This window comes from Corynebacterium afermentans subsp. lipophilum (assembly GCF_030408375.1).
In the GTDB taxonomy this organism is placed as follows: domain Bacteria; phylum Actinomycetota; class Actinomycetes; order Mycobacteriales; family Mycobacteriaceae; genus Corynebacterium; species Corynebacterium lipophilum.
In genome coordinates this window covers 386,256-405,154 of sequence record NZ_CP046530.1, presented here as the reverse complement: position 1 = coordinate 405,154, position 18,899 = coordinate 386,256, and the positions used below count along the sequence as shown (strand labels likewise).

Below are 18,899 nucleotides of genomic sequence, written 5' to 3'. Positions count from 1 at the left end.
CCTTGTGTTTTCCCACAGTTCCCCCCGAACTGTGGACGTGCTGTGGATTGTAGGCCATACTGTGTCCCGTCGCGCGGCGAATGGGGGCCGCGCCTGATATTTCGGGGGTTTGAAAGTTGGTTGCAACGTCTGCGCACCACATCGTGCGCGTTACTGTCCGCATTTCGGTTGTCGCGTTCCACCGCGACATCGACGTCACGCTGCCGACGTCGTCGACGTTGGCGGAGGTGCTGCCGGAGCTCGCGCGCCTGGTGGAACTGCCGGAGGTGCACCGCCCGTGGCAAGCCACCACCGCGGGCGGTGCGGTGCTGGATATGCATACGCCGCTGTACGCGCTCAAGCTTCACGACGGCGCCACCGTCTCCCTCCACCCCCAAGAACCCACGCCCCCGCCGGTGGTGCGCGACGCGGCCGACGCCCTGGCCGGGGCAGCCGAGTCGGCGCGGCAAATCCGCGGGTTGGACGCGGCGGCGACGTTCGCGGGTCTGACGGCGGTGCTCCTGCTTGCGCGGGTGTTCGCGCCGTGGCCGGTCGCGTTGGGTGCGGTGGCGCTATTGGCGTTGGCGGTGGCGTCGATAGGCAGGTCGCGCCCGGCGTTTGCTCCCGTGCCGCTGCTGGCGGGGCTCGCCGCGGGCGCGTGGGTCGCCGGCGGCGGCGATGCGGGCACAGACTCTGTCTCGCTCGGCTTCGGGGCGCTGGCGGCGCTGCTCACGGCGGCAGTGGCTGTCGGCATAGGCGTCGCCCTGGGGTTGGCCGGGGCGGCGCAGGTGGCGTTCACGGCCGCGGTTTGCGTGCTCGGCGGCGCCGGGGCGGCCGGCGTGTGGCTGCCGGGCCCGCTCGCCCCGCCCGCGCTGACGGTGCTGACGGGGGTGCTCGGGGTGGTGGCCACGCCCGGCGCGGCCACCCGCGCGGCAGGACTGACCGTGCCGCGGGTGCCCACCGCCGGCGAGGAGTTCGACCGTTCCGACGACTACCAACACGACGTGGACGCCCGCAGCGCCGCCGCTGCCACCATCGCCTCCGCTATCTCGGCGGCAATCGCCGCGTGCTGCGTGCCGGCACTTTGGTGGCTGGGCCGGGCCGGCGGGGAGTGGACGTTCGCATTCTGCCTGGGTGTTGCGGCGGCACTGGTGGTCTACGCCTCACGCCAGCACTGGGCTGTGCCGCGCGCCTGCCTGACCGCGGTGGCCCTTTCCGCCGTCATCGCCGCCGCGGCCGCCGCCGCAAAGACCGGGCACCCGGCGTGCATCGCCGTCGCTGCGCTCGCTTCCATCGCTGCCGCGGCGACGGTCGCGTGGGCGCCGCGCGTGCCGGATGTGGAGCCGACCACCATCGTGTGGTTCGAGCGCGCCGAGATCGCCGCCACCATCGCCGTGATCCCGCTGGCGGTGCACTTGACCGGGCTGTTCGGCCTGATCCGGGGGCTTTAAGATGCGCAAACTCACCGTCATCGCCCTGCTCGCGCTGAGCCTCACACCGGTGTCTGCTTCCGCCCAGGATGTGGCGTGCGCGGTGCCGGCGCTCGTCGACAAGCCTGCTGCTTCCCCCGCGACCGAAAACCTGCGGAACTTCGCCACCGGCGCCGGGGTGCGCGTGGCGGTGATCGACACCGGGGTCGCCCCGCACCCCGAGATCACCCACTTGCGCGGCGGCCGCGACTTCGTGGCCGCGGACGCGCTGCACGACTGCGACAACCACGGCACCGCCGTCGCCGGGGTGATCGCCGGGCGCACCCTCGGCATCGCCCCGGACGCGGAGATCATCTCGGTCCGGCAGACCTCGGCGCACTACCGCGACGTTGACGCCGGCAACCTACAAACGCTCACCGACGCGATCCACAACGCCCTCGACGAAGGCGCGAGCGTGCTCAACATTTCCGTCGTGTCCTGCCTGGAACCCGGATTCGCGGCGCGCATCGATGCCTCCGGCATCACCGGTGCCCTCCACCGCGCCGAGGCGCAAGGCGCGGTGGTCGTTGCCGCCGCCGGCAACGCGGGGCCCGACTGCGAACCCGGCTTCGAGGTCTTCCCCGCCCGCTTCCCCACCGTGCTCGCGGTGGCCGCGCGCGCCGACGACCACACCCTCGCCGACTACTCCCTGCCCGCCGCGCTGTCCGCGCCAGGCCATGTCCCGGCGGCGCTCGCGCCGGGTGGGTGGGCAGAGGGCACGCTGGAAAAAGACGGCGTGCGCCCCTACGCCGGCACGAGTTTCGCCACCCCGGTGGTCAGCGGCGCGGTGGCGCTTTTGCAGTCGCGCTACCCCGGCATTACTCCGGAGCATGTGCGCTCACTTATCGACGCCTCCGCTCAACCCGGCGGCGGTGCCATCGACCCGCTTGCCGCGCTGACCCAACTGACACCGCACGAACTGGCGGACCGCCCAACGGCGCAGGTGCGCGCCGTCGATAAGCAGCCCAACGCGGCCGTGGGCAGGCTCGGACTGCTCGCCGGGGCGGCGCTCGCCATGGCGGCCCTGGTGGTCGCGCTGCGCGCCGGCCGACGGTAATACGGGCCTAATAGGTCGCCTGAAGCGCCGAGTCGCGCGTAAGCTCCGCGCCCTCCGGCAGCAAGGCAACGATCTCCCACGGCACGTCCTCCACGTGCGCCGCGCCCACCGTGGCCAGGGTTTCCGCGTCCGGTGCGCGGTGGCGCAGCCCGTTGGCGGAGACCACGTGGAACCCGTGGCCCGAATCCACCCCGACAGAACCGCCGTGAAGCCCCGCGAAGTGCGTTGCAACGGACGTGCCGGAAAGCGCGATGCCTTCCGGCGCCTCGTCTACGGCTGCCCCGCCGCGCCCCTGGTCCACGCACGCCAGGTGCGGCTCGATCCACCGCGGCCGCTCCCCCGGCAGGCGCAGCTCCTCCTCCGCGTCAGGGTAGGTGGCCAGGGACTCGCGGTCAGCGACGGCGGCCTTCGCGCCGGCGTCCAGCAGCATGGTGCGCTGGGTGGCGGTGATCGGCTGGATGCGGCCGTCTAAAAGCGCCCAGGACGCATCGTCCGCGTCGATGATCTGCGGCAGCGGATCCGGCAGCGCCGCCGGCGGCAGCTCCTGCAACGCCGAGATAACCTGCGTCGGCGGCGACCACCGGGGCGTGTCCGGAGTGATTCCCAGCGCCCGGCGGATCACTCGACCCTGCGGGGTGTTGGCCTCCGGCAGCAAGCGCCGCCCCTCAGCGGTGACGACCCACTCGCGGGTGGCATCGGCGGCGAGGACTGCGGCGTCGATAGGCAATGGCTCCGGAGCCTCACCCGCAACCACCGTAATCGTGTCCGCGCCGCACACCGACCAGCTGGCCACAGGCGTGCCTTCGGGCGCGAACATGCCGGGTGCTGCAACGATGCCCACCGGCACACCGCGCGGCAACTCGGCGAGCTTCTCGTCGCCGATGCGCGCCGGCTCAGCCGCCTGGCCGGCGATCAGCCGCGCCGACGCCAAGTTCGTCACCGGGTGCGCCGCCTCCCCCACGCGCACGTACAGCGTGCCGTCCGCGGCGCGCACAATCGGCGCATCCCCCGGATCCGCGTTCGGACGCATCCACGCAAACAGCCCCATCACGCCCGCGATCATCACCACCGCCGCGGTGCCGAAAATGGTGGCGCGCCGCCGCGCGGCCAGCGGATCGTGGATCATGCGGATGTCGCCGAAGATCAGGCCGTGCTCCATGCGGCGGCGCATGAACTTATGCCCCGACACCTGGGCACGCGTGGTTGGCAAAAGCTTCGCCATGACAATTCCCCTCCCCCCGAGAAAAACACCTGGCGCAAAGCTTACTGCGCAGTACCGGCCTCCGCGAGCGCAAACAGCTCGTCGGAGCCGTTTTCTTGCCCGTCTGCGACCATGTCCTCCAGCTCCGCCTCGCTGAACTGGCTGTTCACCGCGAAGATCGCCGTGGAGCCCTTGCGGTACACCGGTGTCACGCCTTCTGAGACCCAAAAGTCGCGCAGCATCTCGTATGGCGGGTACTGGTAGTGCCAGAACGGACCGGGGCTGAGCAGGAAGAACTTCACGTTCAAGTTCTCCACCGTCTCGTCGACGAGGTTGTGCTCGCCTTCGCCGATGAAGTCGGCGTTCCAGTACATGATGTCGCCGTTGGTGCCGCGGCCGCCGTTGGGCCACAGGTAGTGGCGGTTCAACGTGGGCACGCCGTTGTAGGCGTACATCCAGGAGTAGCCGTCGGCCGGGTCGCCCGCGGTCAGGCCTTCCCAGGCGGCGGGTTGGGTGGCCAGCCAGTCGAAGGCTTCGAGGTCGTCGGCGTCGACCATGCGGTCGATGACGCGGGCTGCGGCGTAGGTTTGCTCGGCGCCGTGGTCGGTGTGCTGGCGGATCATCGGGATCGCGGCGGAGGCCACGATGCAGGCGACGACGATGCTCGCGATTGCGCTGATGCGCTCGCCTTTCGCATACCGCTTAGCGACGGGCGCTGCCGTGACCACGCGAATCCCCGCTGCCACCGCAATAGCGGCCGAGGCCGTGACAGCCATGACCACCGGCATGATCAGGCGGTGGCCGGTGCTGTAGTGCAGGTTGCCCACGTAGTCGAGCAGGCGGCCCAAGGTGTTGCCGAACGGGACTAAGGCGTTGGCGGTAATGGCCAGGGACACCGCGTAGAACAGCACCGGCCAGATCTGGCGGCGCCACAACAGGCACACCACGGCGCCGGCGGCGGCGAGCCAGAGCAGCACGGTGGAGTCGTACGCGGGGAAGAACTGCAGCACGTGGCGCGTTTCCATCCGCAGCGCTGTGCCCCACGCCCCGCCGACGCCGAGGGTTTCCTCGGGGCGCCAAGAGGCCACCTCGCCCGCCTGGGCGGAGCCGGCGAGCACCTGCGGGACGAACATGGCAACGCCGGCGACGGCGGGCAGCGCGATCCACAGCGTGTCCGTCAGCCGCGAGCGCTCGGGGCGAACCAGGGTGGAGGTCAGCCAGTAGAAGCCCACGGCGAGCACGACGATGGTGACTGCGGACGGGTGCACGCACAGCACCGCCACGAAGGCGAGCGCGGTGGGCAGGGCGCTGGCGCGCCGGCGCGGCACGGTGACAAGCAGCCACGTCACGGTGCCGGTGAGTGCCACGGCGAACAGGTAGGGCCACATGCCCACGTAATCCGGGATCCAGAACAGCTGCGGGGCGGCATATCCCATGATCGCGGCGAGCGCCGCGGCGATCTGCGCCGTGACCCCGGTGGAGCGCAAAAACGCGAACACCAGGCACGCGAGTGTGGCCGGCAGCGCGAGCGCGGGCAGCACGGCGGAGGCGATGTTCAGCGCCGGGATGGGGTCCAGGCCCGCCGTTTCGCCGAACAGGGCAATGCCTGCGTGGTAGGCGGACGGGTAGAACAGCTTCAGCTGCGACTCCACGTTTTGCAGCTCGCCCATCCGGGTGGCCGAGGCGATGCCGTCGTCCATGATGAAGCGCACGAGGTTTGCGTGCCACTGCACGTCCCACCCCTGGACGATGTTGAAAACACCGTTGGGCATGCGCTCGAGCCAGCGCAGCCTGGCCGACGCCGCCATGAACGCCCCCACGCCGACGCCGGCGGCGGGCAGCACCCAGTACGGGTCGGCGATGCTGCCCTTTCGCACGTCACCGGGAAACAGCGCCCTACGCCAGCTCACTGCCCCGCCGCGGCGCGCGCGCCGCACGAACATGAACCGCCACGCAGCGGCCACCAACAGCGCCACAACCATGCTCACGCCGAAGGTCCACAGGTTGTACGGCGCGCTGGTCAGCCCCCAAAACCAGGAGGTCACGCCGAACAGGCCGAAGGTCACCGGCAGCGCGGCCGCGCCGGCGGCCGGAGCTTTCATGCCGGCGACCCAAGAAAACACGAAGCCGGGGAGGGTGAAAAACACCACGGCGAACCACGCGGCTGCGACTGTAGTCATGGTGGTTATGGCACCTCCCGGTTCTGATGTAACCCAAGCATGCTACATCTCGCGGGTGGCTCTGGTCGCTTCGGCTCGCGCCGCCAGGTCACTATCTGCCGGGTATTCCACGCCCACCAATGTCAGGCCGCGGGCAGGGGCCAGGGGGACGTCGGGCGAGCGGGCGTCGAGAAGCAAAAGCTCCTCCGGCCACTGCGGCGCGCGCCTGCCTTCGCCGACGGTGAGGCAGGTGGCCACGAGTGCGCGGACCATGTTCCAGCAGAACGCGTCGGCGGTGATGCGGGCTTCATAAAGGTGCGGTTCGACCTCGCGCCAGGTGAAGCTGTGCACCTCGCGGATCGTGGTGCCGTGCTCTTTTGGGCGGCAGAAGGCGGCGAAGTTGTTCAGGCCGACCAGGGCGTCGGCGCAGGCTTGCACCGCGCCCAGGTCCACGGGTTTCGGCCACACAGCGGTGTCTCGCGCGCGGGTGGGCACGGCACCCGCGGGGTGGGTGGTCACCCGGTAGACGTAGGTGCGGGCAAGCGCGGAAAAACGCGCGTCGAAGCCCGCGGGGGCGCAGGCGACGCCGAACACGCGGACGTCTTCAGGAAGCAATTTTGCTAATCGACGCACCAGCCGCCCCGGATCCCCGTCAATCGAGCGCTGGTTGAGCGACTCCGCCGGAATGTCCGTGTGCGCGACCTGCCCGGCGGCGTGTACGCCCGCGTCGGTGCGGCCGGCGACGGTGAGTGCCACGTCAGTTCGCAAGACGAGCGAGAGAGCGTCCTCGATGGTCTGCTGGACGGTGCGCAGGTCCCCCTTTTGGCGGGCCCAGCCGTGGAAGTCGGTGCCGTCGTAGGCGATGTCCAGGCGCAGGCGCAGCGTGTTGTCCATGGTGAGGCATTGTATCGCCGGAAATGGCGCGCACAGCAAAGCGCCCGGGGGCACTGACGTTGCAGTGACTCCCGGGCGCTCGGCGCAAAAGGGGGTGCGTAGCTTGCGGCTACTTCTCCTCTGCGGTCTCCTCGGCCGGAGCCTCGGTGGTCTCCTCAGCCTTGGTCTCCTCAGCCGGAGCCTCTTCAGCCTTGGCCTCCTCGGCCTGGCGGGAAGCGGCGGCGCGTGCTGCGCGGGTTGCCTCGGAAGACACGGTCTCCTCGAGCACCAGAGAGATCTGGGTCATCGCAGCGTTGTCGCCGGCGCGGTTCTCCAGCTTGATGGAGCGGGTGTAGCCGCCATCGCGGTTGGCGAACTTCGGTGCGAGCTCGTTGAACAGGTAAGCAACGACTTCCTTGTTCGGCAGCTCAGCGGCCACGGCGCGGCGGTCAGCCACGGTGCCCTTCTTCGCCTTGGTGATCAGCTTCTCGGCGTACGGACGCAGCATACGTGCCTTCGCGTCCGTCGTCTTGATTGCGCCGTGCTCGAACAGGGCCAGGGCCAGGTTGGACAGAATGTGCTTCTGGTGGCCGGCCGAGCCTCCGAGACGGGCGCCCTTCTTCGGGGTAGGCATTTTCGTACTCCTCGTGTGCGGTTAGTTGAGCGCGTGCTCTGTGGTGTTACTCGGTCTCGTCCGCGCTGGTGTCGACGTAGTCGCCAGTCTCGGCGTCGTAGCCTTCGATCTGGGTCGGGTCGAAATCTTCCGGAGCGTCCTTGAGGGTCAGGCCCAGGTTGGCGAGCTTGATCTTGACCTCGTTGATGGACTTCTGGCCGAAGTTGCGGATATCCAGCAGGTCAGACTCGCTGCACTCTGCGAGCTCACCGACGGTGTGGATGTCCTGGCGCTTCAGGCAGTTGTAGGAGCGAACGGAGAAGTTCAGGTCCTCGATCGGCGTGGAGTACGCGGCGATGTACTCGGTCTCCTGCGCCGACGGGCCGATCTCGATACCCTCGGCCGCGGTGTTCAGCTCGCGCGCCAGGCCGAAGAGCTCCACCAGGGTGGAACCGGCCGACGCGAGGGCGTCGCGTGCGGTCATGGAGTTTTTGGTCTCCACGTCGATGATCAGCTTGTCAAAGTCGGTGCGCTGCTCAACACGGGTCGCCTCAACCTTATAGGCGACGCGGGTGACCGGCGAGTAAATCTGGTCGACCGGGATGCGGCCGGCCTCACCGCCGGAGTTGGGCATAGCCGGGACGTAGCCGCGGCCGCGCTCGACGACAAGCTCCATCTCGAGGCGAGCCTGCTCATTCAGCGACGCGATGTGCAGATCCGGGTTGTGGATCTCCACACCAGCCGGCGGCTCAATGTCGCCTGCGGTGACGTCGCCAGGGCCTTCAACAGCAAGCTGCATGACAACCGGCTCGTCAGAGTCGGAGGACAGCACGATGTCCTTGATGTTGAGGATGATCTCAGAGACGTTTTCCTTCACGCCGGTGATCGTGGTGAACTCGTGGAGCACACCGTCGATCTTGATGGAGGTCACGGCCGCGCCCGGGATGGACGACAGCAGCGTGCGGCGCAGAGAGTTGCCCAGGGTGTAACCGAAACCAGGCTCGAGCGGCTCGATGATGAACTTCGAGCGGTTGGTGTCGATGTACTCCTCGGTCAGTTCAGGACGCTGAGAAATGAGCATGGACTTCTCCTTTGTCGGCTCCCGCTATTTGAAGCCGGTAGGAACGGATATTGGAAGATTCCGAGCACCGACCGAACACGTCGGCAGTGCGCGGGGTGAAGCAAACGAAAGTTTACTTCGAGTAGAGCTCGACGATGAGCTGCTCCTGCAGCGGCACCTCGATCTGGGCGCGCTCGGGCAGCTGGTGCACGAGAATGCGCAGGGTGTCCGGAACGACCTGCAGCCACGCCGGAACGACGGCGTCGAGCAGGGCGTCCTGGGCCTCTTCGAACCACAGCATGCTGCGGGACTTGTCGCGGACATCGATGATGTCGTACTGCGTCACCGCGAAGGACGGCACGTTGATGTGCTTGCCGTTGACGGTGAAGTGGCCGTGGGAGACCAGCTGACGTGCCTGACGGCGGGTCTTAGCCAGACCAGCGCGGTAGATCACGTTGTCCAGGCGGGACTCCAGCAGGATCAGCAGGTTGTCGCCGGTCTTGCCCGGGCGACGGTTCGCCTCTTCGTAGTAGCGGCGGAACTGCTTCTCCATCACGCCGTAGGTGAAGCGAGCCTTCTGCTTCTCCTGCAGCTGGAGCAGGTACTCGGACTCCTTGATGCGGGCGCGGCCAGCCTGCCCCGGAGGGTACGGGCGACGCTCGAAGGACATGTCGCCGCCGACGAGGTCGACGCGGAGGCGACGGGACTTACGGGTAGCAGGGCCGGTGTAACGAGCCATGTCTCTTTACCTCTTTCCTTTCAGCCTTAAACGCGACGACGCTTCGGCGGACGGCAGCCGTTGAACGGCTGCGGCGTCACGTCGGAGATCGAAGACACCTCCAGGCCGGCGGCCTGGAGAGAACGGATTGCGGTCTCGCGGCCGGAGCCCGGACCCTTGACAAAGACGTCGACCTTCTTCATGCCGTGGTCCATTGCCTTGCGGGCGGCGTTCTCGGCAGCCATCTGCGCGGCGAACGGCGTGGACTTACGGGAGCCCTTGAAGCCGACGTGGCCGGAAGATGCCCAGGAGATCACGTTGCCCTGCGGGTCCGTGATGGACACGATGGTGTTGTTGAAGGTGGACTTGATGTACGCGTGGCCTGCGGCCACGTTCTTCTTGACGGCGCGGCGTCCGCGACGCGCGCCGGAACGAGTCTGAGCAGCCATAGGTTACTTCTTCTTTCCTGCGATGGTCTTCTTCGGGCCCTTGCGGGTGCGCGCGTTGGTCTTGGTGCGCTGGCCGCGGACAGGCAGGCCACGACGGTGGCGCATGCCCTGGTAGGAGCCGATTTCAATCTTGCGGCGGATATCTGCCTGCACCTCGCGGCGCAGATCGCCCTCTACGGTGTAGGAGGACTCGATCGCGTCGCGCAGAGCAGCGAGCTGATCGTCGGACAGATTGTCCGTGCGCAGGTCCGGAGAAATACCGGTCTTCTCGAGCAGTTCCTTGGCTCGGGTTGCACCGATGCCGTAAATGTAGGTAAGTGCGATCTCCATGCGCTTGTTGCGCGGGAGATCAACACCAGCTAGACGTGCCATGAGGTACGTGCCTTTCGGGTTGTTACGGTGGTTTTCTCCCCACCCGTCCACGCCAAACAACGCTTTGTCCGGGCCGTGCCGGAGAGTGGGTTGAGATTACGCGCGGCTCCAGCCACCGTGGCCAGAGGTGCACGATCCGCCGTCGGGCGGATCTGGGTGAGGAGGCTTGAAATGCTTACTTGTAGCGGTAAGTGATACGCCCGCGGTCCAGGTCGTAGGGGGAAAGCTCCACCACGACGCGGTCCTCCGGGAGGATGCGGATGTAGTGCTGGCGCATCTTGCCACTGATGTGGGCGAGAACTTCGTGCCCGTTGTCCAGTTCGACCCGGAACATCGCGTTCTTCAGGGGCTCGACAATGCGGCCCTCAACCTCGATTGCGCCTTCTTTCGCCATACACTCCACTTCCTACGCCGCCTGAAAGTGCAGGCAGCAGACGTATTTACCGGTTACATGCGGCGCTCGTGCAGGTATGCACAAACACCGCTGGACTACATTAGCCATTTACCTGCGAAAACGCAAAAAGCCCCAGCGATAGCCGGGGCTTGTAGCGGGCGAGTGTTAGAACACGTAAACCTTGTCGCCGATCTGCAGGTCGTTGAAGTAGCGCTCCGCGTCGCCGCGGTACATGCGCACGCAGCCGTTGGACAGGTAGTTGGGGTCGCCCTGGTGGAATGCGATGCCGTTGTAGGTGAAGTAGGTCGCGTACGGCATCGGCGCGTTGCCGAACTCCCAGGAAATCTCGTCTTTGACCTTGCGGTTGACGTAGAACGTGCCGCGCGGGGTCTCCTGCCCCGGCTTGCCCGGCCCGATCAGGCCGGACTGGTAGTACATGACGCCGTTGTTCTGCAGCCAGGAGCGGCGGCCGTCGATGTCGACGCAGGCCTTCGCGTCAGCCGGGCACGGGCCGTAGTTGAAGTCCCCGCGCGGGTTCTGCTGCGGTGCCGGTGCCTGGGCGGGAGCCGGTGCCGGCTCAGGCTTCGGGGCGGGAGCCGGCTTCGGCTTCGGGGTCTTCTCCGCGATCAGGCCAGGGAAAAAGGTCTCGAGGATCTCGTCGATGCGCTTTTTCGCCTTCGCCGGCAGCTCCGGGTTGATGGCGGCCAGGCCGTCGGCCTGCTGGCGCAGACCGTTGCGGATGTTCCACGCGGTTTCGCGCGCGGACTTGTCCAGGTCGGCAAAGGCCGAGGTGGCCTGTTCGGACAGCGAGTCCAGGCTGGACATTGCGACCGGGTTCTGCGAAGGCGCAGCCTGCGCGTTCACCGGGGCGGCCAGGGAGGCAACGACACCGAGACCGGCGGCGAAGGTGGTTGCGCGCCGCTTCAGCGGCGACGGCTTTGCGTGGCGGGGACGGTAAGACATGGCGGAAGTATAACCCTTTTGCCAACAAACGCACTACAACGCGCCAGAAATTTACACGCGCGACGTAAGAATTTTCGGGCCTTCGGCGGTCGCCGCGACGGTGTGCTCCCAGTGGGCCGCGGGCGAGCGGTCCACAGACACCACGGTCCATTCGTCCTCGAGCACCTCGGTGTCCACTTCCCCGCCGAGGATCAGCATCGGCTCAATGGCCAGCACAGACCCCTCCTGGATGACGGGGCCGCGGTTCGGCTTGCCCTCGTTGGCCAAGTACGGATCCTCGTGCATCGTGTGGCCGATGCCGTGTCCGCCGTAGCCGTCGACGATGCCCAGCTCCACCCCGAAGCGCTCCTCGGCGGCGTAGGTGGCCAGCTCGAGCGCGTGCGAGACGTCGGTGAGTTTGTTGCCCGGCACCATCGCCTTGAGTCCTTCCGCGAGCACCCACTCGGTGGCGCGGTTGAGCGCGTCCACCTCGGGCGCCAGCTCGCCGACGCCGAAGGACCACGCGCTGTCGCCCACCCAGCCGTTCAATGTCGCGCCGCAGTCGATGGAGACCAGGTCGCCTTCTTCGAGCACAACGCTTGACGACGGAATCCCGTGCACGACCACCTCATTCACCGACGCGCAGATGGAGCCGGTGAACCCCTGGTAGCCCAAAAACGTCGGGGTCGCGCCGTGATCGCGGATCACCGTCTCGGCCACCTTGTCGAGGTCGAGGGTGCTTACGCCCGGCTTGGCGGCGGCGCGGACCTCCTGCAGGGCGATGCCGACGATGCGACCGGCGGCCTCCATGGCGTCGAGCTCAGCCGGCGTCTTGGCCGCGATCTTGCGTTTTCTGAAAACCATTGCGTTGTGGTCCTTTGGTTCGTCGATAAGCAAAAATGCGAAAGGCCGGTGCGAACACACCGGCCTTCGATCGAAAGGGCTACTTGCCCAGCGCTTCCATGGCGCGCTGGTTGATCTCTTCCACGTCGCCAACAGCGTCGATGGAGATGATCTGGTCGCCGTAGTGCTGGATCAGCGGGGCGGTCTCGTCGCGGTAGACGCCGAGGCGGGTGCGGATGGTCTCCTCGTTGTCGTCTGCGCGGCCGCGGGCGAGCATGCGCTCGACCACCACGTCCTCGTCGACCACGAAGTTGAGCACGCCGTCGAGCTTCTCACCCTTCTTAGCCAGCAGCTCGGTGAGGATCTCGGCCTGTTCCACGGTGCGCGGGAAGCCGTCCAGCAGGAAGCCGTCCTTCGCGTCCTCCTGGTTCAGGCGGTCTTCGACCATGCGCGCGGTGACGTCGGTAGGCACGAGCTTGCCGGCATCGATGTAGCCTTTCGCTTCAACGCCGAGCGGGGTGCCCTCGCCGATGTTGGCGCGGAAAAGATCGCCCGTGGAGATGTGCGGCACACCGAGCTTCTCGGAGAGGATCGCGGCTTGGGTGCCTTTGCCGGCACCGGGAGGGCCAAGGAGAACGAGACGCATTATCGCAGAAGTCCTTCGTAGTTGGATTGCAGGAGCTGGGATTCAATTTGCTTGACCGTGGTCAGGGCCACGGAAACCATAATCAGGATCGCGGTGCCGCCGAACGCACTCATGCCCATCTGGCCGGAGCCGGTGATGCCGGCGTCCATGGCCAGGTTCGGCAGGACGGCGATCGCGGCAAGGTAGATGGCGCCGACGAACAGCAGTCGGTTCATCACAAACGCCAGGTACTCCGCGGTCGGGCGGCCCGGGCGGATGCCGGGGATGAAGCCGCCGTACTTCTTCATGTTCTCCGCCTGGTCCACCGGGTCGTACTGGATGGAGACGTAGAAGTAGGAGAAGAAGATGATCAGCACCACGTAGGTGAGGATGTACTGCCAGGAACCCGGGTTCTGCAACCACGCCATCACGTGGTTCATCCACCAGTTGTCCGGCGGGGTCTGGTTGTTCATGGTGACGATCTGGGTGATCAGCACCGGCACGTACATCAGCGAGGACGCGAAGATCACCGGGATCACGCCGGCCTGGTTCACCTTCAGCGGCAGGTAGGTCGAGGACCCGCCGTACTGGCGGCGGCCCACCATGCGCTTGGCGTACTGCACCGGGATGCGGCGCTGGCCCTGCTCGATGAACACGATGCCGACCACGAGTGCGATCAGGGCGAGCACCACCAGGGTCAGGGTGACAGCGCCGGACTGCTGGAGGATGAACGCACCCTCGGACGGGATCTGGGTAGCGATACCCGCGAAGATGAGCAGGGACATGCCGTTGCCCACGCCCTTTTCAGTGATGATCTCGCCGAGCCACATGATCAGCACCGCACCGGAGGTCATGACGATGATCATCATCAGAAGCGTCCAGATGTTGCGGTCCTCCACCAGCACCGGCATGCCCTGGCCGAGCAGCTGCTCGCGGTCCGCCAGCGCCACGATGCCGGCGGACTGCAGCAGAGCCAGCGCCACCGTGAGGTAACGGGTGTACTGCGTCATCTTCGCCTGGCCGGACTGGCCTTCCTTCTTCAGCTCCTCGAACTTCGGGATCACCACGGTGAGCAGCTGCACGATAATCGACGCCGTAATGTACGGCATGATGCCGATGGCGAAGATGGAAAGCTGCAGCAGCGCGCCGCCGGAAAACAGGCCGATGATGGAGAACATCGTCGCCTGGTCGCCCTGGGAGATCTCCTCGAGGCGGGAGTTGATCAGCGCGTAATCCACGCCCGGAGTGGGGATCTGGGCGCCGACGCGGTACAGAAACATCAGCGCAAGGGTGATCAGGATCTTCTTGCGTAGATCCGGGTCCTTGAACGCCTGAGCAATAGCGGACACAAAGCCTCCTGGCCCCCGCCGCGCCACGGACGGGAGGTAGTGGACATTCGACTCCTCGCCCTGGTTTCACGGCACGCGAAAACCGGCGGGGCGGTCTTTTGACCCCACTACACTAACAGCACCCGTTGGAAAGTTGATATTTCAGGTTGGGTTATCTGCGCTCCGGGCCCGGTGCAGGAAAGTTCACCCGCCGATGAATCTGTCTACAACCGCTGGCGGAATAGTTCATTTTCCGCAGGTCGCTTTGGTGGCGGTGCGTGAAAGTTCACGGTCGGGTGATGCGCGAGTGAACTTTTCCGCGTCCGCTCCCGACACTTCGCGGCGGAATCTGTCAGGCAGGACCTAAACGCCCAGGTCGGCACAAACGGCCGCCGTAATCTGTCAGCGCACCCCACCACCAACGGCGAAACCCCCGCCCTGGACGGGAAACGTCCGGGACGGGGGTGACGTCGAAAAGCTCAGGCTTACTCCACGATGGTGGAGCCGCCCTCAGCCTTCGGAGCACGCTTGGAGAACTCAATGACGTTGGCGGAGCCGCCAGCAGCCTTGATCTTCTCCTCAGCGGACTTGGAGAACTTGTTCGCGGTGACGTTGAGCGCGACGTTGATGTCGCCCTCTGCCAGCACCTTCACCGGCTGCTTCGGGCGAACGAGGCCCTTGGCAACGATGTCGGCGATGGCGATGTCGCCACCCTCCGGGAAGGCCTCGGCCAGATCCGCGACGTTGACCACCTGGTACCCGACGCGGTTCGGGTTCTTGAAGCCCTTCAGCTTCGGCAGACGCATGTGCAGCGGCATCTGGCCACCCTCGAAAGCAGCGGAAACCTGCTTACGAGCCTTGGTGCCCTTAGTACCGCGGCCGGCGGTCTTGCCCTTGGAGGCCTCACCGCGACCAACGCGGGTCTTGGCCTTGTTTGCGCCCTCTGCCGGGCGCAGATCATGGAGCTTGATGATGTCAGCCATGTTGTATCTACTCCCCTGCAACTTCTTCAACGGTGACGAGGTGGCGCACCTTGAGGATCTGGCCGCGGGTAGCAGCGTTGTCCTTCTTCACGACGGACTGGCCGATCTTGCGCAGACCGAGAGCCTCGAGGTTCTTACGGGTAACCGGCTTCTCGCCGATCTTGCCGTGGTGCAACGTAATCTTCAGTGCCATGGTGCTTAGGCCTCCTGTCCTGCGCGTGCGCGCAGCATACGAGCCGGTGCAACTTCCTCGACGGACTTGCCACGCTTGGCAGCCACCTCTTCGGGGCGGACAAGCTGCTTCAGGCCAGCGACGGTTGCCTGGACCACGTTCAGGGCGTTGTCCGAGCCAAGGGACTTGGCCAGGATGTCCTGAATACCAGCGCACTCGAGCACCGGACGGACAGCGCCACCGGCGATCACACCGGTACCCGGGGCAGCCGGGCGGAGCATGACGATGCCTGCGGCCTCTTCTGCCTGAACCGGGTGCGGAATGGTGCCGCCGATCATCGGGACGCGGAAGAAGTTCTTGCGAGCTTCCTCTGCGCCCTTCTGGATTGCGGCGGGGACTTCCTTTGCCTTGCCGTAGCCGACGCCGACCATGCCCTCACCGTCGCCGACGACGACGAGTGCGGTGAAGGACATGTTGCGGCCGCCCTTGACGGTCTTGGCAACACGGTTGATGGTGATGACGCGCTCGATGTACTTATCGCGCTCGTCGTTCTGGTTGTTGCGACGGTCGTCGCGGCGGCCGCGGCCACCACGGTTGCCGCGGTCGTTGCGGTCGTTCTTGTTCTGGTTGTCGGCGGAGCGCCCGCCGTCACGCCGTTCACGTTCGGCCATTACGCGATCCTTCCGTTGATGGTGATGTTTGCGGTGATCATTAGAACTTCAGACCACCTTCACGAGCTGCTTCGGCCAGGGCCGCGACGCGGCCGTGGTACTTGTAGCCGCCGCGGTCGAAGACGATTGCTTCGATGCCTGCAGCCTTGGCGCGCTCAGCGACGAGCTGGCCAACCTTGGCAGCCTTTTCCTTCTTGTCGCCCTCCAGGTTGCGCACGTCCGGCTCGATGGAAGACGCGGACACCAGGGTGTGGCCTGCGAGGTCGTCGATGACCTGGACGTGGATGTGACGCGAGGAGCGGTGCACAACGAGACGCGGGGTCTCCGGGGTGCCGCGCAGCGTCTTGCGGATGCGGTTGTGGCGACGTGCGCGTGCCTCGCGGCGGCGGGACGAGATGTCCTTGCCAACCGGGGTGCGCTTGGTGTTCTCTGCAGTATTGCTCATGATTACTTACCCGTCTTTCCGACCTTGCGGCGGACCTGCTCGCCGGCGTAGCGGATGCCCTTACCCTTGTACGGGTCATCCTTACGCAGACGGCGGATGTTTGCCGCAATCTGGCCAACCTGCTGCTTATCGGAACCTTCGATGGCCAACTTGGTGTTGCCGTCGACGGAGAACGTGACGCCTTCCGGCGCCTCGATCAGGATCGGGTGCGAGTAGCCGAGGGAGAACTCGAGGTCCTTGCCCTTCTGCTGCACGCGGTAGCCGACGCCGAAGATCTCCATGTCGATCTTGTAGCCCTCAGTCACACCCACGACCATGTTGTTGATCAGTGAGCGGGTCAGGCCGTGAAGCGAACGGTTGTCACGGTGGTCGTCCGGACGGGCCACCAGGATCTGGTTGTCCTCGACGGAAGCGGTGATCGGTGCCGGCATATCCAGGCCCTTGGTGCCCTTCGGGCCCTTGACCTCGACGTGCTGGCCGTCGATCTTCACCTCGACGTTGTTCGGGATTGCGATGGGTGCATTACCTACACGAGACATAAGTCTTTCAACCTCCCCTTTACCAGACGTAAGCGAGGACTTCCCCGCCTACACCCTTCTCTTGAGCCTGGCGGTCGGTGAGCAGGCCGTGGGACGTGGAGATGATTGCCACGCCCAGGCCACCGAGCACCTGAGGCAGGTCGTTGGACTTCGCGTACACGCGCAGGCCCGGCTTGGACACGCGGCGCAGACCAGCGATAGAAGGCTCGCGGGTCGGGCCGTACTTGAGGTTGAGCGTCAGCGACTTGGCGACCTTCTCTTCCTCAACTTTGTAGTCTTCGATGTAGCCTTCCTGCTTCAAGATCTCGGCGATGTTCACCTTGATCTTGGACGAAGGCATAGACACGGTGTCGTGCTGCGCAGTTGCTGCGTTGCGCACGCGCGACAGCATGTCCGCGATCGGATCAGTCATGGTCATTGTGGTGACCGTTACCTTTCTCGTTGCGGTTCCCATCCACCGGGTGACCTGCCGCGCGTGAGCGCTTGAGGTCGCGTTTTCCGCATGGTCTGTCGGGGGCTACTCACGCTGCCCACACTCAATAGCGTGGGCCGCTCGCCGCCTCCCTTGCACGCGGTCCGCATCTTGGCGGGGGGCCTGCAACAAAGTTGGATGTTCAAATGTACTTCGGCTTGCGCACGCCGAATCCTCGGCGCGCAAGTCCGAGGGGGTAACTTACCGCTTTCCTGCGCCAATGAGCAAATCGCTTATCGACGAACTCCGCCACCACCGATCCCCGGTCACCCACGCGACCTCATAGACTGAAGCTCTATGGAATCTGCTCTTGCTCAGCTCGTTGGATCGCTGGCCGCCACGCGCGAGGCGCGCGAAGCACTGTACGTGTGGTTCCACCAACATCCGGAGCTGTCGCTGCAGGAGCTGCAGACATCCTCGAAAATCCGCTCGCGGCTGGACGCGCTGCAGCTCACGCACATGCAGGTCGGAGAAACCGGCACAGTCTGCGTGCTGGAAAACGGCCCCGGCCCGGTGGTGGCGATACGCGCGGACATCGACGGCCTGCCGGTGCAGGAGCGCTCCGGCAAGCCCTACGCCTCCACCGCCACGCAGGTTGATGCCGTCAACGGCCGCGAGGAACACGTCGCCCACGCCTGCGGGCACGACTTCCACATCATGGGCGTGCTCGGCGCGCTGGAGGCGTACGCGGCCAACCGCGACTGCTGGAGCGGCACGCTGGTGGCCGTGTTCCAGCCCGCGGAGGAGGCCTACGCCGGTTCCCGGGTGATGCTGGCTAACGGCATCCGCGAGGCAATGCCGAAGCCAGATGTGTACCTGGGCCAGCACGTGCTGCCGATGCTGCCCGCAGGTGTGGTGGGCACCCACCCGGGGCCGTTTATGTCCCAGTCCTTTTCCGCCCAAATCACCGTCTGGGGCAAAGGCACCCACGGCTCCATGCCGGACAAGGGCGTGGATCCGATCTTGTTGGCCTCCAACATTGTCACCCGGCTGCACACCGTGGTCTCCCGCGAGATCGAGGCGAAGGACACCGCCGTACTCACCGTCGGCGCGATCCACTCCGGCGTCAAAGCGAATGTGATCCCGGAAACCGCCGAGCTGTTGGTGGACACCCGGGCGTACACCCGGGAGGTCAGCGACCGGTTGCGCAGCACGATTATCCGCATCGTGGAGGGCGAGTGCGCCGCAGCGGGCAGCCCCCGCGAGCCGGAGATCACGTTCTACGACGAGTACCCGCTCACGCACAACGACCCGGCGATGACCGCTCGTGTGCGCGGCGCATTCGACGCCCACTTCGGCGACGAGGCGGTGGACTTGGGCCAAATCACCGCTTCGGAGGACTTCTCCATCATCCCGGACGCGCTCGGCGTGCCGTACACCTACTGGGGCTTGGGCGGTTTTGCGGACTGGGAGAACGCGCCCGGCAACCACTCCCCGTCCTTCGCACCCGACCTGCAGCCCACGCTTGACCGTGCGGCCGAGGCCATGATCGTGGCGGCAGCCGCTTGGCTGGTGGATGGCGCGGCGTAAGCAGG

At 66.2% G+C, this 18,899-nt stretch carries 22 protein-coding genes; 3 read left to right on the top strand and 19 right to left on the bottom strand.

The window, feature by feature from the left end; genetic code table 11:
• The first annotated feature begins 116 nt into the window (after nucleotides 1-116).
• Complete coding sequence (eccD, locus tag CAFEL_RS01920) at nucleotides 117-1,430, top strand: type VII secretion integral membrane protein EccD (RefSeq protein WP_194561040.1); 1,314 nt, start codon at nucleotides 117-119, stop codon at nucleotides 1,428-1,430.
• 1 nt (nucleotide 1,431) lies between these two features.
• Nucleotides 1,432-2,505: a S8 family serine peptidase gene (locus CAFEL_RS01915; RefSeq protein ID WP_194561041.1), complete on the top strand. Its 1,074-nt coding sequence runs from the start codon at nucleotides 1,432-1,434 to the stop codon at nucleotides 2,503-2,505.
• Between the two features lie 7 nt (nucleotides 2,506-2,512).
• Here the strand turns inward: CAFEL_RS01915 and eccB are convergent, their stop codons facing one another.
• The 19 genes from eccB to rpsH all read right to left on the bottom strand — a co-directional run bounded on the left by eccB (nucleotide 2,513) and on the right by rpsH (nucleotide 17,310).
• Nucleotides 2,513-3,727 carry a type VII secretion protein EccB gene (gene eccB / locus CAFEL_RS01910; protein WP_194561042.1) on the bottom strand — a complete coding sequence of 405 codons (1,215 nt, stop codon included), beginning with the start codon at nucleotides 3,725-3,727 and terminating at the stop codon, nucleotides 2,513-2,515.
• 41 nt (nucleotides 3,728-3,768) lie between these two features.
• Complete coding sequence (locus tag CAFEL_RS01905) at nucleotides 3,769-5,886, bottom strand: DUF6541 family protein (RefSeq protein WP_194561043.1); 2,118 nt, start codon at nucleotides 5,884-5,886, stop codon at nucleotides 3,769-3,771.
• A gap of 42 nt (nucleotides 5,887-5,928) precedes the next feature.
• Nucleotides 5,929-6,759 carry a tRNA pseudouridine(38-40) synthase TruA gene (gene truA, locus CAFEL_RS01900; RefSeq protein ID WP_194561044.1) on the bottom strand — a complete coding sequence of 277 codons (831 nt, stop codon included), beginning with the start codon at nucleotides 6,757-6,759 and terminating at the stop codon, nucleotides 5,929-5,931.
• Nucleotides 6,760-6,868: 109 nt separating this feature from the next.
• Entirely contained in the window at nucleotides 6,869-7,372 is a 504-nt protein-coding gene (rplQ, locus tag CAFEL_RS01895) for a 50S ribosomal protein L17 (protein ID WP_194561045.1), read from the bottom strand.
• Between the two features lie 46 nt (nucleotides 7,373-7,418).
• Entirely contained in the window at nucleotides 7,419-8,432 is a 1,014-nt protein-coding gene (locus CAFEL_RS01890) for a DNA-directed RNA polymerase subunit alpha (protein ID WP_194561046.1), read from the bottom strand.
• Nucleotides 8,433-8,544: 112 nt separating this feature from the next.
• Nucleotides 8,545-9,150, bottom strand: a complete 606-nt coding sequence (gene rpsD, locus CAFEL_RS01885; protein WP_034997297.1) for a 30S ribosomal protein S4 — start codon at nucleotides 9,148-9,150, stop codon at nucleotides 8,545-8,547.
• 26 nt (nucleotides 9,151-9,176) lie between these two features.
• The gene (gene rpsK, locus CAFEL_RS01880) at nucleotides 9,177-9,578 is read right to left on the bottom strand and encodes a 30S ribosomal protein S11 (RefSeq protein ID WP_063937554.1); all 402 of its coding nucleotides are present in this window, start codon (nucleotides 9,576-9,578) and stop codon (nucleotides 9,177-9,179) included.
• A 3-nt stretch (nucleotides 9,579-9,581) separates the two neighbouring features.
• A complete protein-coding gene (rpsM, locus tag CAFEL_RS01875) occupies nucleotides 9,582-9,950 on the bottom strand; it encodes a 30S ribosomal protein S13 (protein ID WP_034997293.1) in 369 nt (122 codons plus the stop codon).
• Nucleotides 9,951-10,125: 175 nt separating this feature from the next.
• Nucleotides 10,126-10,344, bottom strand: coding sequence for a translation initiation factor IF-1 (gene infA, locus CAFEL_RS01870; RefSeq protein ID WP_019193979.1), 219 nt, complete (start codon nucleotides 10,342-10,344; stop codon nucleotides 10,126-10,128).
• Between the two features lie 165 nt (nucleotides 10,345-10,509).
• Complete coding sequence (locus tag CAFEL_RS01865) at nucleotides 10,510-11,307, bottom strand: L,D-transpeptidase (protein WP_070844967.1); 798 nt, start codon at nucleotides 11,305-11,307, stop codon at nucleotides 10,510-10,512.
• Nucleotides 11,308-11,358: 51 nt separating this feature from the next.
• A complete protein-coding gene (map, locus tag CAFEL_RS01860; protein ID WP_194561047.1) occupies nucleotides 11,359-12,150 on the bottom strand; it encodes a type I methionyl aminopeptidase in 792 nt (263 codons plus the stop codon).
• A 79-nt stretch (nucleotides 12,151-12,229) separates the two neighbouring features.
• Nucleotides 12,230-12,775: an adenylate kinase gene (locus tag CAFEL_RS01855; protein ID WP_194561048.1), complete on the bottom strand. Its 546-nt coding sequence runs from the start codon at nucleotides 12,773-12,775 to the stop codon at nucleotides 12,230-12,232.
• Entirely contained in the window at nucleotides 12,775-14,103 is a 1,329-nt protein-coding gene (gene secY / locus CAFEL_RS01850; protein ID WP_194561049.1) for a preprotein translocase subunit SecY, read from the bottom strand. The genes CAFEL_RS01855 and secY overlap by 1 nt, the downstream gene beginning before the upstream one ends.
• A gap of 464 nt (nucleotides 14,104-14,567) precedes the next feature.
• Nucleotides 14,568-15,065, bottom strand: coding sequence for a 50S ribosomal protein L15 (gene rplO, locus CAFEL_RS01845; RefSeq protein WP_194561050.1), 498 nt, complete (start codon nucleotides 15,063-15,065; stop codon nucleotides 14,568-14,570).
• A 7-nt stretch (nucleotides 15,066-15,072) separates the two neighbouring features.
• Complete coding sequence (rpmD, locus tag CAFEL_RS01840) at nucleotides 15,073-15,258, bottom strand: 50S ribosomal protein L30 (RefSeq protein ID WP_034997282.1); 186 nt, start codon at nucleotides 15,256-15,258, stop codon at nucleotides 15,073-15,075.
• Nucleotides 15,259-15,263: 5 nt separating this feature from the next.
• Nucleotides 15,264-15,908, bottom strand: coding sequence for a 30S ribosomal protein S5 (gene rpsE / locus CAFEL_RS01835; RefSeq protein ID WP_194561051.1), 645 nt, complete (start codon nucleotides 15,906-15,908; stop codon nucleotides 15,264-15,266).
• Between the two features lie 40 nt (nucleotides 15,909-15,948).
• Nucleotides 15,949-16,353: a 50S ribosomal protein L18 gene (gene rplR / locus CAFEL_RS01830; RefSeq protein WP_181889819.1), complete on the bottom strand. Its 405-nt coding sequence runs from the start codon at nucleotides 16,351-16,353 to the stop codon at nucleotides 15,949-15,951.
• 2 nt (nucleotides 16,354-16,355) lie between these two features.
• A complete protein-coding gene (gene rplF, locus CAFEL_RS01825; RefSeq protein ID WP_194561052.1) occupies nucleotides 16,356-16,892 on the bottom strand; it encodes a 50S ribosomal protein L6 in 537 nt (178 codons plus the stop codon).
• Nucleotides 16,893-16,911: 19 nt separating this feature from the next.
• Nucleotides 16,912-17,310 (bottom strand): 30S ribosomal protein S8, encoded by a 399-nt coding sequence (gene rpsH, locus CAFEL_RS01820; RefSeq protein ID WP_034997275.1) that lies wholly within the window; start codon nucleotides 17,308-17,310, stop codon nucleotides 16,912-16,914.
• 351 nt (nucleotides 17,311-17,661) lie between these two features.
• On the opposite strand from rpsH, the gene CAFEL_RS01815 reads away from it, so the two are divergent.
• Entirely contained in the window at nucleotides 17,662-18,894 is a 1,233-nt protein-coding gene (locus CAFEL_RS01815; RefSeq protein WP_194561053.1) for an amidohydrolase, read from the top strand.
• The last annotated feature ends 5 nt before the right edge of the window (nucleotides 18,895-18,899 follow it).

Coding starts and splice junctions, on each gene's coding strand:
- truA (WP_194561044.1), bottom strand. CDS start 6,759: ATGGACAACACGCTGCGCCTGCGCCTGGACATCGCCTACGACGGCACC.
- rpsM (WP_034997293.1), bottom strand. CDS start 9,950: ATGGCACGTCTAGCTGGTGTTGATCTCCCGCGCAACAAGCGCATGGAG.
- rpsK (WP_063937554.1), bottom strand. CDS start 9,578: ATGGCTGCTCAGACTCGTTCCGGCGCGCGTCGCGGACGCCGCGCCGTC.
- CAFEL_RS01855 (WP_194561048.1), bottom strand. CDS start 12,775: ATGCGTCTCGTTCTCCTTGGCCCTCCCGGTGCCGGCAAAGGCACCCAA.
- CAFEL_RS01915 (WP_194561041.1), top strand. CDS start 1,432: ATGCGCAAACTCACCGTCATCGCCCTGCTCGCGCTGAGCCTCACACCG.
- CAFEL_RS01905 (WP_194561043.1), bottom strand. CDS start 5,886: ATGACTACAGTCGCAGCCGCGTGGTTCGCCGTGGTGTTTTTCACCCTC.
- rplO (WP_194561050.1), bottom strand. CDS start 15,065: ATGGCTGACATCATCAAGCTCCATGATCTGCGCCCGGCAGAGGGCGCA.
- CAFEL_RS01865 (WP_070844967.1), bottom strand. CDS start 11,307: ATGTCTTACCGTCCCCGCCACGCAAAGCCGTCGCCGCTGAAGCGGCGC.
- CAFEL_RS01890 (WP_194561046.1), bottom strand. CDS start 8,432: ATGCTCATTTCTCAGCGTCCTGAACTGACCGAGGAGTACATCGACACC.
- map (WP_194561047.1), bottom strand. CDS start 12,150: ATGGTTTTCAGAAAACGCAAGATCGCGGCCAAGACGCCGGCTGAGCTC.
- CAFEL_RS01815 (WP_194561053.1), top strand. CDS start 17,662: ATGGAATCTGCTCTTGCTCAGCTCGTTGGATCGCTGGCCGCCACGCGC.
- rplF (WP_194561052.1), bottom strand. CDS start 16,892: ATGTCTCGTGTAGGTAATGCACCCATCGCAATCCCGAACAACGTCGAG.
- rpmD (WP_034997282.1), bottom strand. CDS start 15,258: ATGGCACTGAAGATTACGTTGCACCACGGCAAGATCGGCGAGAAGCCG.
- eccB (WP_194561042.1), bottom strand. CDS start 3,727: ATGGCGAAGCTTTTGCCAACCACGCGTGCCCAGGTGTCGGGGCATAAG.
- rplQ (WP_194561045.1), bottom strand. CDS start 7,372: ATGCCTACCCCGAAGAAGGGCGCCCGTCTCGGAGGCTCGGCCGGCCAC.
- infA (WP_019193979.1), bottom strand. CDS start 10,344: ATGGCGAAAGAAGGCGCAATCGAGGTTGAGGGCCGCATTGTCGAGCCC.
- rpsD (WP_034997297.1), bottom strand. CDS start 9,150: ATGGCTCGTTACACCGGCCCTGCTACCCGTAAGTCCCGTCGCCTCCGC.
- rpsE (WP_194561051.1), bottom strand. CDS start 15,908: ATGGCCGAACGTGAACGGCGTGACGGCGGGCGCTCCGCCGACAACCAG.
- rpsH (WP_034997275.1), bottom strand. CDS start 17,310: ATGACCATGACTGATCCGATCGCGGACATGCTGTCGCGCGTGCGCAAC.
- rplR (WP_181889819.1), bottom strand. CDS start 16,353: ATGAGCAATACTGCAGAGAACACCAAGCGCACCCCGGTTGGCAAGGAC.